We start from the raw sequence: 13,659 nt of genomic DNA on the forward strand, positions 1-13,659 counted from the left end.
TACCTCACTTTTTGATATATTTTTTTGCTTCTTTAGGATCAAGACCGAATAATGCAAAGGCATCGCTTATTTCCTTTGGTACAACTGGTTCATCTTCGAAATTAGAGCTATTTCCGACCACTGCAGAGCGTTTATTAAGCCTTTGCTGCTTGATTACGTCTTGCTCAGTACGCTTGCGCTCGTCAGCAATGATTTTGTCGCTGTGTACCAGACGGTAAGCGTCAATAGGGTCATAGTTCCTGTCATGTACTAGGCGCTGCATTTCTGGTGTGAACCACGGTGCAGCAGATCCGTCTTCCGGGAGCTCTTCAGTCAGCTGCGGATACTTTGCAAACAGGTCATGCCAGCCTTGAAGCTTTTCCTGCTCGGCTTGCTGCTGCTTCTGTGCATCCTGTGATACCTTCTCGCGGTCCAAAACAGCCTTGGCTTCGGTAAAGAGTGGATGATTGTCGATCAACTCTTCAATCTGCTTGGGATCGTATCCATCCGCAGCATAGCCATCGATTAATTCCTGTTTCAGTGCGGCGAATTTGCTTTCTTTATCGTTAATGGCTTGCTGTTCCAAACGGTCAAGGTCAGCGACATACTCTGCATGGTCCTTATATCCGTTTAATTTTGCTGCTCGATCCAGTGCGGCTTCGTATTCTTTGGCCCGGCCTTCTACTTTTTCGTAGTTCAGACCCTTACGTGCATATTCAGCCACCTTTTCATCTTCAATAAACACGTCCTCTTTATTGAATTTCACGGTGATTCCCTTGCGTTCCGGTTCCTGATCTATGGGAGGATCTTCCTCGGTCGCGGGTTCTGTCTCTGCTTCAGGTTCTGTGGCCTCAATGCCAAACAATGCTAATGCTGCGCTGACTTCAGTGTCGGCCTGTGGGATGGCGGACGGTTCGACTTCTTCGCTTTGGGGGGCGTTGTTGTCAAGGTTTTCCATGGGTAACACTCCTTTATCGAATGGCTCCTATGGGTGGGAGCGAGGTAAAAAGCAATAGAAAAGGCCACCCCACGACTGGGAACGGCCTGCTATGCTGATTGTTTTGTTAATGCTGTGGCTGCTTTTGCGGCCTCTATATCAACCTTTTGCTGCTGGATACCTTGTTCGAACTGCTTATCTTGCTGCTGTTGCATGGTTTGCTGCTCACTGTACTGTGCAACTTGCTGCTGCAACGCCTGATTCTCCTGTTGCAATTGCTGCGCCTGCATCATGGCTTCCTGCTGTCGCTGTTGCATCTGTGAAGCCTCTTTTATCCGCTGCTGAATGACGTTCATCGGCTCCATGCGACCATTTTGCACCGTGTACCTCACAGCCTCAGCGTCAATCATCGGCATCTGTGTGATGGGGTCCAGCATCTGAAGCATGTTGAAGGCCATCTGAATCCAATACTCTCTATCAACTGGCTTGTCTGCTGCAATGTTTACCTGTATATCAAACATCGGTACATATTCCTCACTGACTTCAATCCGTTCGAATCCACCGTCTTCTAGTGGATTATCAAACTTCGTTGGAACGCTATTGACCAAGCTATTGCGGCTCATACCCACTCGGCGGCCCGTCACACGCGCGATACGTTCAGTCGTATAGAACTGAGCGATTAACTCCACATACTGCGCGTATACCTCTTGTAGCGTCTCCTGTATGGCATCAGTCACTGTATTTAGTCTGGTGCTTGCTGCAGATATCAGCGCCTTAGCTTGTTCACCACTGGTTACATTGCTGCTTGCTTGCCCGTTGGCCGAGTCAAACTGTCCAGGTATCTTCTGCAACATCTCAAGATAATGCTGGATCATGTTGAACACACTAGCCGGAACGTTTATGCCCTGCAATTCCTTCCACCGGTTCATGGCATCCGCTGCAACCGGAAGCATTGCGCCCGGCGTAGAACGTTGTTCTTTCCAAGTGCGCACCTGTTTCGAGTTAATAGCACCTTCCTCGTACACTATCCCGGCGTTTCCTTGCTTCGACATGGTTTCTACTGCAAGTTCAGCAAAGCGATTCAGCATCATTTGAGGCTTAATCATGTCCCGCATGAATCCTTTGCCCCAGATGCTCCCCTCAATAGGAGACAATGTGCGAGCGCTGAACGGGTATTTACCGTGATCATAGACATATGCCTTATGTTCAAGGAAAACGCCGCTGGCGGTCACGTAGATGCAGTGTACGCCCTCCATTTGTCCCTCTGCCTTGGCAATAGCTTCCGATGGGTCCTTACCTTCAGCAATATTGCTTTTGGCTTGCTCTGCAAATAACGCTTTATCTTCTGCTGTGACCATTTTGGGAAGTCCTCTGTACCAATATTCCAGCAGTCCGACAGTGTTCTGATGAGAACTATAGTTTTGCGTAGATGTTGATGTATGGTTGAATGACTCCTGAGATTCAAGTCCAGTATTAAATATGTCAGTGTCGTTTGAGTCCTGGTCAGGCAACACCTTCTTGCCCTGTTTAGGCCAGCGTTCTCGGATATACTCCATCGTTTGGCGTGTATTGATGATGATGGCGCCCATCTTTTGCAGATAGATGAAATCTCTCACCCTCGGATCTGGAAAGAAGCTACCTAATTCCACCGGGATGATATCGTTTTGACCGTCATACCTGAACTTACCTCGTCCACCTTCAACGGTGGGATCATATAAGGTCTGGAGGATCAACGGGCCATGTATGACAGCACTCTTCACGGCCAATACGTACTTTGACCTGAAGCCGATCTGCCTAAGCTCATAAGGGATGAAGTCGTTAAGGTCTTGAGCCTTTTCTTCGTCCCCTTCCTCTTGGGCTTCAAAGTCCGGGAACGGGTCCCATCCTGTGATTTTTCCCAGGATAGAGTCAATCTGAGCGCCTGCAATGTTGTCCACGTTACTAGGCCTCATCTTAATTGCCTGGTCTGAGCGTAATCCCTCCCAGTGGTCACCACGATAGAACCTTGCTTCAAGCCGCCATTGTTCTTCCATCGACTGCCGGTTCTCTTTGAACACCTGATAGTCGCTATCGACCATTGCATATATCCTTTGCTGCTCTGGTGTATTGATGGGTTCCTTCTCAGGCTTAGTGTCTGCATTGCCCATCACACCCGCTAGTATTTCTTTGCCCTTGTCCAGTAATGTCATGTGTCACCTCCTACTGTAGTTCATCCGTTTCTTCCTCGTAATGCACATCATCAGCCCAACTCTTAGGCTTATGCTTAGGGCCTTCCGGCTCTTCCCTTGCTGACTTGTCTAGCTGCTTATACTCCCGGTAGTCTTTTGCCATGAGCTTGTTGGTTAAGCGATCTATGACACGCATCTGATAGCCACTGAAGATCAGCAACATACCGATCACTAGCAATAATGGAACGGTTACCATTCTCCCCACCCCGATATCTTTATACTGGATTCGTCATCATCGTCTTCATCAAAGTTCCTGGGTTTCTTCTCGTCCGGCATCGCTGACCATGGACGTTCATTTCCACTGTTTTGCGGTCGGCTCATACACCAGTACCGCAGCGCATCAGGCACGTGATCCAAAGGGTGGGCTGCAACATCCTCCACCATCTTGTCATCGTGTACCATTGACGGTATCGCCTCGATGGCCTTCACGCATGTGCTGAATATCTTCAGGTTCGCATGCTTGTACATATTGCCCGTTACGTGATCCAATGTATCTGAGGGATGCAGCCACTCTCTCAGGCGCTTCCAGCCGTTCACACGTTCTTTCTTCGCTTGTATCAACGGTACGCCCATATTTCCAAATATCTCAGCTGGTGTGACGTTCTCTGTCTTGGCCCTGTTCCAGAAGCTTGTATCTGCTACGCTGTATTCGTATTCCTCCGCGCCACTGTTCAAACGAACCATTTCCACTTGCTCACTGGTCAGAAGCTTGCTCTTCACAAACTCGCGGTAAAGGTAAGCCGTACCCTTTGGATCAAGCGCCACCCATAGGCACACAAACGGGTCATTGTATCCCTCGTCCATTGCCCTGTACCGTTTCCAGTCCCTAGGAATGTCAAAAGGCTCTACGACGTGTAGAGCCCTGCTGAATTCACTGAAGTATTGACCGGCGAATGTGTCCCAGTCCCCATCAAGCAGCTGTTTACGCTCCTGTTCGGGTAGTTGCATCAATCTCACAATGTAATTCGGATCATTTTGCAGTAGCGCCGGGTTATCCTGCACCTTGGCTGGTATGAAGATACGCCTCGATATGATCGGCGCGCCTGTGTCCGGGTGGTACAATAGACCGCCCTCATCGTCTCTTTCATGGATATGGTGTACTTTCTCCCACTCTCCAATGTCGATGAAACGCTTCTTAACCCACGCATGTCCTACGCTGCCTGGGTTCGTTGTGCTTTTAATGTACCTTGGGTACGGTGTAGATCCCCGTAACCGGGAGAGCATGAATGTATACCAGCCTTCTTCAAAGTGGGTGACCTCTTCCCAGCGGATTACGTCATACTCAGCACCGGCATAGTTTGCTTTGTGCATGTCGCTGTCAAAGTAGGCCAGTTCAATCACTGAGTCGTTGATGAAGATCCACTCATGTTTGGACTGGTTGTACTTGCCCAGCTCCTTAGGGTAAGCCACAATCGTTCTGGCAATGATGGAGCGTTGTAAGTCCGGGAAAGTCCGTCTGAAGATGATCTGCCGGCTGCCAGGATACTCCAAGGCATATTGTAGCGCGTCCCATATCGTAGCTTCGGACTTTCCCCCACCAGCAGCGCCGCCGTATAAGAGTTCATCAATATCATTCGTCTGGTGGTAAAGTATCTGTCTGGGCTGCGGCTCATACGGTATGACTACTTTTGTCATGATTCCACCTTTTTCATATTGGAACTGAAAATAACCTGAAGTGCACCGCCACCTTCACCAGTTACCTCAACCTTATCTTTGAACATGCCATAATGCTTAGCAACACTATCAAGTGCTCCCTTGGCTACAGCTGGATCAACGTCCTCGTTTTTCTCGATGATCTTTTTGTACTTTTCTAGCACCCATTGGACACTCATGCCCGATTCTCGCTGCATTGTGTCCGTTCTTTGTCCGATTTCGGACTGAATGTCCACATTTGTCAACAAACGACTTGCGGCCCGTCTTGCGGCCTCTTCAGTACATTGGTACCCAGCACGCAGATAAGCTGCTGAGCCGTTCATATCCTTCATGTACTCGTTAACGAAGTTTTTCTGCTTATCCGTCAATGCCATTGTGTTCACCTCCCTCTAATCACTTATTTACGATATAACCCCCGTAATTTCGGAGACTCATTATTCACGTAACAACGTAATTGCGTAATAACGAGCTGTTCTTATGCCCCTTCTTGTATTTCTTGACCGGGATTTCAGCCCCGACCTGTGTATCTTGCACTTCCTTTTCCTCTTTTCTGTGCAACATTCGTATGTTTCTGGCTGAGGATATCTATTATCCATCTATCTCACCACCTCTATAAAGATATATATCATTACCATTAATACCAATGCTAGGTAACGTTCTGAATACCTCAATCTGATCCGGCCTCGCTTCGCTTAGTATTTCGGTCGTCTCGATGCAGAGATAAAAACAAAAAAGGCAACGACGACATGTCGTTACCTCTTGTTCGCTCGGGCCATCGGGTATGTGGTCCGAACATATATGCAGATCCACACCACCACTAGGGGTGAGTCTTTCCCTTTCGCGGTGTGTGGTTGTTGCTGAATGTTTTATACACTCAGGCTCTGAGCGTAACAGCATCGGTTGCTAATGGGACTGTAGGGCGGTGCACTCCCGTTTAGGGCAAACCCTGCGGCGTAGGTCGATGCTTTTTCTATGGTTACGACAGAGCCTCAATGTATAAAAGGTAGCGCCAGCGCCGAGTAATGAGATTGTCCAGTGAGGGAGTGTTGGGGAATCGGCGACAGGGGCAGTCCGCGCGTCACTGGTCGCCAATTCCTCATGAAACCATTATATCACGATGCTTTTGCACTTTGTGTTACCTGTTTGTTACCTGTTTCACTCATGTGTCTTCTCAGGTATCCCTCGCTGTATCCGAGTTCAGCAGCTATTACCTTGTAAGACTTACCTTCCATGCGTTTGCACTGTATTACATTCGCCAGCCCGGTAAACTTCACCATTTCGGCTTCCATATCATTTTTGATCTTTTGCAGACGGTCTGTCTCGGCCTGGGCTTTTTCCAACTCACTGACTGCTGCCAAGTATTTCTCTAGCCCTTTATCCAGAGGAATATGCACGTAGTCGCCAGAGGATGACATCTTGCCTGAGAACAGAACGTCATGAGCCAGTTCCACCCGCCGCCTGATCTCCATTTCATGGATCTGCACGATCCGCAGCTCACTGCATATGTCGTTGTATGACTCCTTCCAGTTCATGGTTATCCCCCCTATAGATAATATGAATTACTCCTTAATCACTTCCCACATACTTCCCGGCTCCCACCTTCTCAATCCATCTTGCATGATCAATATGCGGTAGCCTACTCCGAATCCGGGTACAATATTAAACTGGACCTCCATCACTATTGCGATATCCCTGTGATCCCGTTTGTTACGTACCTTATCGCCTTTTTTAAGAGGAGAAGAAGCAGCCATTTAGGCCGCCTCTCCATTTGTTGCTACAAATACGGCATTCATCAACTTTTCTACCTTCAACTCGACTTCCTGGAGTCTTTCTTCAACACTCTTTCCTGCCACTTCGCTACTAGCGTCTGTTTGATCCAGTCCACTGGTTGCGCTGTCCTCTTCACGAAAGGCCGGCGCCGTGTAGGTTACCTCGTCTGAGGAAGTATCGTGTGTATGATCGTCCACAACTTCTTCCGGCCCATTTGCCGCCAGGTATTCGGTTCGAAACGGAATTGCCTCTTCGGCAGTTACCTCCGTATACTTTGTGTCCTTGTATAAAGAGTAATCTTCGAATGATTCATCCGTGTCCGCAAACTTTGCTGTGAATTTCTCGTTACGTTTACCGATGTACTCTACGTCATAAATAACTCTTTTTTCTTTCTTCGCTACTTCTGCTCCATCAAGATTTGTCCGTGTTGGTGTTTTTGGTGCAGTCGCAGCAGTTAATTTATCTGTGAGCTCATCGATTGTCTTCTTCGCTTCCAGCAACTCATTATAAGCATTGTCTCGCTTCGCTGCATGGTCTTCTGCTTGCAATTGCGATTCGTACAGTGCTGCTTTTAATGCGGCGATTTCCGTATCTTTAGCCTCAATAACTTCATTCAGCCGTTGTGTCTCCGCTTCTGAAGTTTCGCTAAGCTTGTTATACCCATCTTCAACATCTTGCTTTTCCTGAATCAACTGTTTAAATGCAGGGATAATTACCGATCTTACAGACACGTGGTCAGCGATAGTGGAGAAGTATGCACCAAGAGGAACTCCAAACAGCGAAATTTCTTCTTCTCCGCGGGCAATTACTGGATCGACAACTGGTTGTTGTGCGTATTTCTCAGCCTGTTGTTCAACCTCTAATTCTTGTTGCAGATCCTCGATGCGTTTTTCAAGCTCGGCAACTTTTTGTTCATTCTTAACGCCATCACGCTGATTTTCTGCATCAAGTTCATACTGTAACTGCTCGATTTGCGCTTGCAATTCCGATATTTCCACGAATATCCCTCATTTCGTTCATATTCTTGACTATTACCTATATTATACACTATTTAATGTTGTTATTGTACTATTATCTTTGTTTTACTTGCGTTTTCTCACTGTTTAATCATGCCGTTTTGCGATTGATCAACCGTCTTTCCGCGAACTTATAATCGTCCGTTTTAAAGCCTATAGGAGGCTCATACAGCGCTCTTAGGTTACGCTGATGTATTTGCTTGTCCAACGTGATGATCGTGCCTCCACGGGTTCCGTACTCGCTGATGAGCTCATAAGATTCGCCTAGGTTGATCCATGCTGCTATCATGCGCTGACCTCCTTGATATAAAGATCTGGATGAAGGTTCATGAACAGTTTCCTTTTCAGCAAGTAAACGGGAGTCTTAACTCCTTTCACATCCTCAATCTCCTGGTGGCCGTCTGCATACGTTACAAGGAAGTCTGCCCTATACGTGATAGCTTGTACGCGCTTGCCTGTGGCCTTGTGCTTGAATCCGGGCATTAATACGTATGATGGCTGCAAAACTACCTCTGTGACCTCTCCAGCGCGTTGTAGGAGCATTAGCTCACGGTACCTTGTAGCCTCTGCTTTACTGTCGAAGGTGATGCCACTAACTTGCGTCTTTTTCGCTCCGTACTTGCTTCGCATCCTTTTTCCCGCCTTTCTTACCGCTCATGTAGTGACTTTTATTCCGTGGCGCTGGGTTAAGTGGTCCGTACTTCGCCCAATCCCCTGCGGTCATTTGGCGAGTGATGCATTCGCTGTGTACGGTTGCCCGGTTCGGCGGTGGGAAACTGGATGTTACCGGCATAGGGGTGATACGGCGGTGTTTCTTTTGGGCGCTACTCATTGTTTATTACCTCCATTCTCTTCACCATTCGCTTAAGGTTATCGTTTGTTGATTCCATTTGCGCTTGCATCACAGACAACATATTTGCCATTTTGTTTATATCTTCTTGGTAGGTATTGGTGTCTGGCTGTACTGGTGTGGGGTAAAAATGGCCTGAACTCACATAACTCACAACATCGTTAAATGCTTCTGCTTTTCCTTTGAATAAGGATGGACTAAGTGTCTGTGCAGCATTTGCATAAGCTTCATCTTCTCTGATTTTCAGCCATTCCAGTAGCTTTTCGCTGTCTATTAGTTTAGACATTGTCTGTTTCCTCCCCCAACTTCTTTTTCACAAAACCGCAGATTGTCTCGATTGCATATGCTTCATAATCGAATTTCACGCTTTTCAGTTCATCATGAGTTACGATGTACGTGGCACCCAGCTTAGACCTTTCGTTGAAATACACCTCAAGTCTGATCTCATACCCTTCTTGTCTATGCGCATGTACTTCTAACAGTCTTCCTTTTTCGTCTGGATGCTTCGGTAGTAACTCATATGTTTTCTTCAACTCATTGATCATGTGGGTTGTTCCTTTCTTTATGGGGAGCCAGATCCTATACGGCCTCCGGCTCCGCCTGAGTATTTCGGTCGATACGATGGCCTGACGGCCCTATTGCATCAAACTACTGTCATCCCAGCGTTACCTACGATAGTCCATAAGCCATCCGGGTAAACATCCAGCCAGTCACCCAGTCCAGTGATGTTATTCTCGACAGCAAGCCCCCTTACACCAGCCTTATTCCTAGTTTTAATAACCAGCGCCATCTCTCCAGTTTCCTCGTCCTTCAAAACATCATGTTCCTGGATAAGCTTGCCTGCTGTGTCGTGTCTTGGTTCAACGATTCTGCTCATTCTGTGGTCACCTTCCCGTTCTCGTCGTATATATCAAATAACTCATTTGTTGCCTTGAGTGTGAATTCCCGAAGCTTAAGGATTCGCTTAAGTTCTTTGCACTGGTACACCTTCATGCCTTGATAACGTCCATCAATCCCACTAAAGCTGGCACGGTAGAACCGGGAGAGGTCACGGGCCTTGTAGATGGCCTGGTCCTCGCTCATGAACTTCCTCTCGGGAATGGTGGTCCCATCGGTTTTAGCTATCTCCGGGATTGTATGCTCTTCCGGTTCCTTGCGTAAGTAGTACATATCCTCTTCTCCCCCTTAATCTATTCCATAAGTTCTTGTGCGTACTGAAGTTGCTCTTGCGTGATCTCCACATTCACTGGCTCGTAATGTTCGCACACTGCACCAAAATCCAGCGAGATAAACGGATCTGGCCCCCACTTCTCAGTAAGCACACGTTTCAACTCAGCATGCCATTTCTTGTGTTCCTCAAAATCCGCGGTTGTCGGAGCGATCTTGTCTTTGCGAATAATCATGTAGCCGTTCTGGATATTGTCCAAAGTAACGTCCAGGTTTTCATCGTCCCAATCCCCAACATCAGCGTTTGCTGCAAGGTATCTTTCCGCATTCGTCTTGTTGCGCATCACCATTACTGTAAATTTATCCATTCCTCTTCTCCCCCTTATACCTCTAGTAGTTCTGGATTCTCGTAGATGTTGCCGATGATTTCAATAAATTCTAGAGATGGATACAACATAGACAAGCCATTGAACATTCCGGTTTCTTGCAGTTTGAATCCATCGTTGTGAAAAACTACTTTTCTGATGGCTAAGTTATGTGTTTCGTGAAACTCACGATGCACAATATCCCCTTCGTAGATCTCCCGGCCGTTCTTGTCCTTTAATCCGGTGTATTGCATGACTTCAACTTCTCCCCATTTCCACAAGAACCGGTCGCAGTCAGTGATATGAAATGGATTGATGCTAATACAATTCTCCATTACTTTTCTTTTCGGGTCCCACGCCCGGAACTTAATCTCTCTGCTCATCGTGTATCGTCTCCTTTGATTGGGGTCTCAGCCCCCTTATAAGTTAAGCCCTATACGGCCTCCGCTAAGCTAAGCTGATTCGGTCGCTACGGAGTCCTAACGGCCGTTATGAGAATAGCTCTGATAAGATCCAATCATTGTTTTGCTTTTGCTGCTGATAATATTCCGTCTCTTTGCCCTTTTCCGTAAGTAGGTATCCCCAATACGGCGGGTATACTTCTTCTTCATCCGGGATACTAAAGCACTTTAATTCGACCATTCCTTTATCCCGGAGAATATGGACTTGCTTGCGGGTTTGATATTTGCTTGCTTTCAATAACCTCGATAGGTTCGCAATATTGATAGCTCCGCCGATTGGGTTCCAACTCAGTGCCAGATCAACAAATTTCGCATATACAGTTTCTTCAGTGACTATCTCTTCCCTTGTGAGTGTCATTGGGCTTCCTCCCCTACCGGTTCATATGTTGCTGTGAAAATATCTGACTTGCATGGGTAAATATCGCCATTCACGCCGCGAATGATGTAATCTCCTGGACTCGCTTGCTTTACTCCTTCCAGTGTTCTTATCTGCATAAACGTCCCTCGTTCTTCGGTATAAAACCAAACATCACCTGACTTTATCTTTTCAATAACCCATTCCGGGTCTTCTGTTTGATCTGGTCCACCGGTCCATATAAATGCCTCGATTACTACTGGTTTTTTACGAAATTTCATGTTTGTTCCTCCCTTAGTGGGAGAGGAGGGATACTCCTACTCCCGATCTGTTTCGGCCCCCGGCTAAAGCCTGGGTTTATTCCGCCGGATGGTGGCCTATCGGCCTAGTGCATCATCTATCGCTTTTATCGCAGCCATGATTGGGTAGATCTGCCAAGGAACTACGGCATTACCTAGGCCCTTCAGGCGGCCTACCCGGTTCTTTACACCGGTTGCTACTCTTGGTGGCTCCCAGTCATATTGTTCTGCTCCTTGTCCTGCGGGCCATCTATGTCCGTCCAGCCTTCCGGAAAACCCATCAAGCACTCTAACCAAGTCGGATTCAATTGACCAGTCTGCGTCCCCTGAATGTTCACAGTTGCATGCAAGTCTGGCGTTCTCCTCTCCCGTTCTGAGGGACAATCCCCTCTTAAACTGGATTTTGGTGTTGGCCACATCTTCTGATGATGAACTGCTCCTGGCAAAGCGAAATTCCCTTTGCTGTCTCGCTGGTTTGGTCCGCCTTTTTCCCCATCGCTCGCCTTCGGAGTTGGCCACAACGAAGATGCGATCTCTGCGTTGTGGGGCACCGACGGCCGCAGCTGGAATAACAAATGATTGTGCTGTGTAGTTCGCGTCTGCCAAGTCAGCAAGCACATCGTCGAGCCCCAAAGTGATGTGTCCAGCAACATTCTCGCCAATGAACCAACGGGGCCGGATTTCATGTATAAGTTCGATAACAAATGGCCAGAGGTGACGGTCATCTTCTTTGCCTTTTCGTTTCCCGGCGTTACTAAAAGGCTGGCAAGGATATCCGGCGGAAATAATGTCAATTGTTCTCCCATCTCCAATGATTCCATCTTCAATCAACCTCGCTTTTGTCAGTGTCTTCACATCATCGTATATGGGGATGCCAGGGAAGTTCTTTTGCAATACCTTCACTGGATATGGCTCTCTTTCACAAAACGCCACTGTCTGCATGCCAGCCCAGTGAGCTGCTAAATCAATGCCGCCGATTCCACTGAACAGGCTTAAGTGATTCATGTCTCCCCCTGTAGCGTGATATATGCCGCCTCTGCCCTCTCTCTGAGCGTGGGGTTCGCTAACTGTCCGGCTTCTTCTATGCTGATCCTTGCTCCTGCGTTCCATCCTTGTACTTCAGCAATGTTTCTCATAAACTCAATTGGGTTCTTGCTGTATGCTGCTGTCTGTACCTCTAGAGAGGCAGCAGGGTCAGTGCAGGGGCTGAAGAATTTCAATCCCTTAACTGCGGATGGATCTTCATACCTCACAACAAGCTCATGGCTGACACTAAATTCCTCAGCGTATATTTTGTATCCGCATAATTTAGCAAGTGCCACATCTATCTGTTTGTTGGTCATTGTCTGTACCTGTGTCATGGCTGTGTCTCCCCTTCCTCGCCTTCCCACTCAAAAGAATTACTTCGCCATATATTTCGGTCATCAGTCATTTCTTCAAGTTCCGACTCCAGCCAGGCTATGGTCTGCCTCGCTTCAAACAGTTCTAAACCCTTTTCCCTCGCTATATCGTCGGCTGCCTGCTGCGCGTTTTCTCGGCTTAATTCCAGTTTTTCAATGTACAACTGCTTTCGGGCTATGGTCTGTTGTGCCTCAGTTAACAATCTGCCGTTTCTGACATTCTCGGCGCTTTCTCTGAAATACTCTTCCTTATACGCCTCTTTCTGTTGTTGTGCCTCTTCTAGAGCAGCCAGCAGATCTATAATTGCTTCTTTTCCTGACAAAATATATTTTCTGTCTGTAATTCTTGCGCCTTGTAATGCAAACAAGAATTCTCCACGACTCATAACTACTTGCTCATGTTTGTCAAAGACCCATTCTCCTCCTGATACTGCAGAAACCATTTGTTTGATCTCTTCTATCCGTTCTGGTGTCATCTATATCTCTCCTTCGTTGTTAGAGGATGTATTAAGGGCTTTACGGGCGATATCTCCGTTATCTCTTTCCACGAATGTCAGAGGACTTCTACCGTCTGTAAAATAGTTATCTTCATCTGCGTAGAACGCTAGAGCTTTGTCCTTTTCTTCTAGGAAAGATAGGAGGTGAACTGCGTCTTCTTTGCTGATTACGATTGTTTGTTCATTGTGCTGGTTCGCCATCGAAATTCTTTTGTATATCTTCTCTGTTAGTTTATTCATGGGAACCCCCATACCCTTTACGGCCTTCACTTCGTTGAGTGGATTCGGTCGATTCGTAGATATTACCTAGAACCGTATACTTCTTATCTTGGTACAATGGTTCTGAAAGGTTCTTTGTAAACCTATCTGGCGTGTCGCTGGCTTTTCCACTGCCAGTGAAATATGAATCATACGAATAGTTTTCATCAGTTTTAACAATCAAGCATCTGATTTTCTTTGTGCTGATTCCCACTGCGTATATTCCCATCTCTACAACTCCTGTAACTTCTTTATCTCCGTATACAGAATAATCGTTGTAGGATCGTCCTTGTCTTACTCTCCGTGTTCCTGTCTGCACATTCATGGTGTGTTTTACGATATCCCCATCTTTAACATCCGCGCCCAACTTTACCTCTTCCATTCCCTTCACCCTCTCACCTTCTATAAGCCCCGTAGAGTGCTC

General features: G+C 47.1%; 22 protein-coding genes. All 22 read right to left on the reverse strand.

Going from position 1 to position 13,659, the window contains the following annotated elements; translation table 11 throughout:
• Positions 1-4 precede the first annotated feature (4 nt).
• A complete protein-coding gene (locus tag AC0MA3_RS21115; protein WP_474657630.1) occupies positions 5-937 on the reverse strand; it encodes a hypothetical protein in 933 nt (310 codons plus the stop codon).
• An 89-nt stretch (positions 938-1,026) separates the two neighbouring features.
• Positions 1,027-3,105, reverse strand: coding sequence for a portal protein (locus AC0MA3_RS21120; RefSeq protein ID WP_474657631.1), 2,079 nt, complete (start codon positions 3,103-3,105; stop codon positions 1,027-1,029).
• A 10-nt stretch (positions 3,106-3,115) separates the two neighbouring features.
• On the reverse strand, positions 3,116-3,340 hold the full coding sequence (locus AC0MA3_RS21125) for a hypothetical protein (RefSeq protein WP_474657632.1): 225 nt from the start codon (positions 3,338-3,340) through the stop codon (positions 3,116-3,118).
• Positions 3,334-4,779: a terminase large subunit domain-containing protein gene (locus AC0MA3_RS21130; RefSeq protein WP_474657633.1), complete on the reverse strand. Its 1,446-nt coding sequence runs from the start codon at positions 4,777-4,779 to the stop codon at positions 3,334-3,336. The genes AC0MA3_RS21125 and AC0MA3_RS21130 overlap by 7 nt, the downstream gene beginning before the upstream one ends.
• Positions 4,776-5,171, reverse strand: a complete 396-nt coding sequence (locus tag AC0MA3_RS21135) for a terminase small subunit (RefSeq protein WP_474657634.1) — start codon at positions 5,169-5,171, stop codon at positions 4,776-4,778. Before AC0MA3_RS21135 ends, AC0MA3_RS21130 begins: the two co-directional genes overlap by 4 nt.
• 738 nt (positions 5,172-5,909) lie before the next feature.
• Positions 5,910-6,329, reverse strand: coding sequence for a hypothetical protein (locus AC0MA3_RS21140; RefSeq protein WP_474657635.1), 420 nt, complete (start codon positions 6,327-6,329; stop codon positions 5,910-5,912).
• 219 nt (positions 6,330-6,548) lie between these two features.
• Positions 6,549-7,565, reverse strand: a complete 1,017-nt coding sequence (locus tag AC0MA3_RS21145; RefSeq protein WP_474657636.1) for a hypothetical protein — start codon at positions 7,563-7,565, stop codon at positions 6,549-6,551.
• Between the two features lie 109 nt (positions 7,566-7,674).
• Positions 7,675-7,872 (reverse strand): hypothetical protein, encoded by a 198-nt coding sequence (locus AC0MA3_RS21150; RefSeq protein ID WP_474657637.1) that lies wholly within the window; start codon positions 7,870-7,872, stop codon positions 7,675-7,677.
• A complete protein-coding gene (locus tag AC0MA3_RS21155; RefSeq protein WP_474657638.1) occupies positions 7,869-8,213 on the reverse strand; it encodes a DUF1064 domain-containing protein in 345 nt (114 codons plus the stop codon). The genes AC0MA3_RS21150 and AC0MA3_RS21155 overlap by 4 nt, the downstream gene beginning before the upstream one ends.
• 194 nt (positions 8,214-8,407) lie before the next feature.
• On the reverse strand, positions 8,408-8,719 hold the full coding sequence (locus tag AC0MA3_RS21160) for a hypothetical protein (protein ID WP_474657639.1): 312 nt from the start codon (positions 8,717-8,719) through the stop codon (positions 8,408-8,410).
• On the reverse strand, positions 8,712-8,978 hold the full coding sequence (locus AC0MA3_RS21165; RefSeq protein WP_474657640.1) for a hypothetical protein: 267 nt from the start codon (positions 8,976-8,978) through the stop codon (positions 8,712-8,714). The genes AC0MA3_RS21160 and AC0MA3_RS21165 overlap by 8 nt, the downstream gene beginning before the upstream one ends.
• Positions 8,979-9,076: 98 nt before the next feature.
• Entirely contained in the window at positions 9,077-9,310 is a 234-nt protein-coding gene (locus tag AC0MA3_RS21170) for a hypothetical protein (protein WP_474657641.1), read from the reverse strand.
• A complete protein-coding gene (locus AC0MA3_RS21175) occupies positions 9,307-9,603 on the reverse strand; it encodes a hypothetical protein (RefSeq protein WP_474657642.1) in 297 nt (98 codons plus the stop codon). The genes AC0MA3_RS21170 and AC0MA3_RS21175 overlap by 4 nt, the downstream gene beginning before the upstream one ends.
• 20 nt (positions 9,604-9,623) lie before the next feature.
• Positions 9,624-9,968: a hypothetical protein gene (locus tag AC0MA3_RS21180; RefSeq protein ID WP_474657643.1), complete on the reverse strand. Its 345-nt coding sequence runs from the start codon at positions 9,966-9,968 to the stop codon at positions 9,624-9,626.
• A gap of 14 nt (positions 9,969-9,982) precedes the next feature.
• Positions 9,983-10,348 (reverse strand): YopX family protein, encoded by a 366-nt coding sequence (locus AC0MA3_RS21185; RefSeq protein ID WP_474657644.1) that lies wholly within the window; start codon positions 10,346-10,348, stop codon positions 9,983-9,985.
• 106 nt (positions 10,349-10,454) lie between these two features.
• Positions 10,455-10,784: a hypothetical protein gene (locus tag AC0MA3_RS21190; protein ID WP_474657645.1), complete on the reverse strand. Its 330-nt coding sequence runs from the start codon at positions 10,782-10,784 to the stop codon at positions 10,455-10,457.
• Entirely contained in the window at positions 10,781-11,062 is a 282-nt protein-coding gene (locus AC0MA3_RS21195; protein ID WP_474657646.1) for a hypothetical protein, read from the reverse strand. The genes AC0MA3_RS21190 and AC0MA3_RS21195 overlap by 4 nt, the downstream gene beginning before the upstream one ends.
• Positions 11,063-11,158: 96 nt before the next feature.
• Entirely contained in the window at positions 11,159-12,085 is a 927-nt protein-coding gene (locus AC0MA3_RS21200) for a DNA cytosine methyltransferase (protein WP_474657647.1), read from the reverse strand.
• On the reverse strand, positions 12,082-12,441 hold the full coding sequence (locus AC0MA3_RS21205; protein WP_474657648.1) for a hypothetical protein: 360 nt from the start codon (positions 12,439-12,441) through the stop codon (positions 12,082-12,084). The genes AC0MA3_RS21200 and AC0MA3_RS21205 overlap by 4 nt, the downstream gene beginning before the upstream one ends.
• Positions 12,438-12,956, reverse strand: a complete 519-nt coding sequence (locus tag AC0MA3_RS21210; protein ID WP_474657649.1) for a hypothetical protein — start codon at positions 12,954-12,956, stop codon at positions 12,438-12,440. The genes AC0MA3_RS21205 and AC0MA3_RS21210 overlap by 4 nt, the downstream gene beginning before the upstream one ends.
• Positions 12,957-13,217: a hypothetical protein gene (locus AC0MA3_RS21215; protein WP_474657650.1), complete on the reverse strand. Its 261-nt coding sequence runs from the start codon at positions 13,215-13,217 to the stop codon at positions 12,957-12,959.
• The gene (locus AC0MA3_RS21220) at positions 13,210-13,626 is read right to left on the reverse strand and encodes a hypothetical protein (protein ID WP_474657651.1); all 417 of its coding nucleotides are present in this window, start codon (positions 13,624-13,626) and stop codon (positions 13,210-13,212) included. The genes AC0MA3_RS21215 and AC0MA3_RS21220 overlap by 8 nt, the downstream gene beginning before the upstream one ends.
• Positions 13,627-13,659 lie beyond the last annotated feature (33 nt).

The organism is Paenibacillus sp. LS-5, from assembly GCF_056121505.1.

Bases quoted from the DNA above. Each gene is read 5' to 3' on its own strand.
- AC0MA3_RS21115 (WP_474657630.1), bottom strand. From the start codon at position 937: ATGGAAAACCTTGACAACAACGCCCCCCAAAGCGAAGAAGTCGAACCG.
- AC0MA3_RS21120 (WP_474657631.1), bottom strand. From the start codon at position 3,105: ATGACATTACTGGACAAGGGCAAAGAAATACTAGCGGGTGTGATGGGC.
- AC0MA3_RS21125 (WP_474657632.1), bottom strand. From the start codon at position 3,340: ATGGTAACCGTTCCATTATTGCTAGTGATCGGTATGTTGCTGATCTTC.
- AC0MA3_RS21130 (WP_474657633.1), bottom strand. From the start codon at position 4,779: ATGACAAAAGTAGTCATACCGTATGAGCCGCAGCCCAGACAGATACTT.
- AC0MA3_RS21135 (WP_474657634.1), bottom strand. From the start codon at position 5,171: ATGGCATTGACGGATAAGCAGAAAAACTTCGTTAACGAGTACATGAAG.
- AC0MA3_RS21140 (WP_474657635.1), bottom strand. From the start codon at position 6,329: ATGAACTGGAAGGAGTCATACAACGACATATGCAGTGAGCTGCGGATC.
- AC0MA3_RS21150 (WP_474657637.1), bottom strand. From the start codon at position 7,872: ATGATAGCAGCATGGATCAACCTAGGCGAATCTTATGAGCTCATCAGC.
- AC0MA3_RS21155 (WP_474657638.1), bottom strand. From the start codon at position 8,213: ATGCGAAGCAAGTACGGAGCGAAAAAGACGCAAGTTAGTGGCATCACC.
- AC0MA3_RS21160 (WP_474657639.1), bottom strand. From the start codon at position 8,719: ATGTCTAAACTAATAGACAGCGAAAAGCTACTGGAATGGCTGAAAATC.
- AC0MA3_RS21165 (WP_474657640.1), bottom strand. From the start codon at position 8,978: ATGATCAATGAGTTGAAGAAAACATATGAGTTACTACCGAAGCATCCA.
- AC0MA3_RS21170 (WP_474657641.1), bottom strand. From the start codon at position 9,310: ATGAGCAGAATCGTTGAACCAAGACACGACACAGCAGGCAAGCTTATC.
- AC0MA3_RS21175 (WP_474657642.1), bottom strand. From the start codon at position 9,603: ATGTACTACTTACGCAAGGAACCGGAAGAGCATACAATCCCGGAGATA.
- AC0MA3_RS21180 (WP_474657643.1), bottom strand. From the start codon at position 9,968: ATGGATAAATTTACAGTAATGGTGATGCGCAACAAGACGAATGCGGAA.
- AC0MA3_RS21185 (WP_474657644.1), bottom strand. From the start codon at position 10,348: ATGAGCAGAGAGATTAAGTTCCGGGCGTGGGACCCGAAAAGAAAAGTA.
- AC0MA3_RS21190 (WP_474657645.1), bottom strand. From the start codon at position 10,784: ATGACACTCACAAGGGAAGAGATAGTCACTGAAGAAACTGTATATGCG.
- AC0MA3_RS21195 (WP_474657646.1), bottom strand. From the start codon at position 11,062: ATGAAATTTCGTAAAAAACCAGTAGTAATCGAGGCATTTATATGGACC.
- AC0MA3_RS21200 (WP_474657647.1), bottom strand. From the start codon at position 12,085: ATGAATCACTTAAGCCTGTTCAGTGGAATCGGCGGCATTGATTTAGCA.
- AC0MA3_RS21205 (WP_474657648.1), bottom strand. From the start codon at position 12,441: ATGACACAGGTACAGACAATGACCAACAAACAGATAGATGTGGCACTT.
- AC0MA3_RS21210 (WP_474657649.1), bottom strand. From the start codon at position 12,956: ATGACACCAGAACGGATAGAAGAGATCAAACAAATGGTTTCTGCAGTA.
- AC0MA3_RS21215 (WP_474657650.1), bottom strand. From the start codon at position 13,217: ATGAATAAACTAACAGAGAAGATATACAAAAGAATTTCGATGGCGAAC.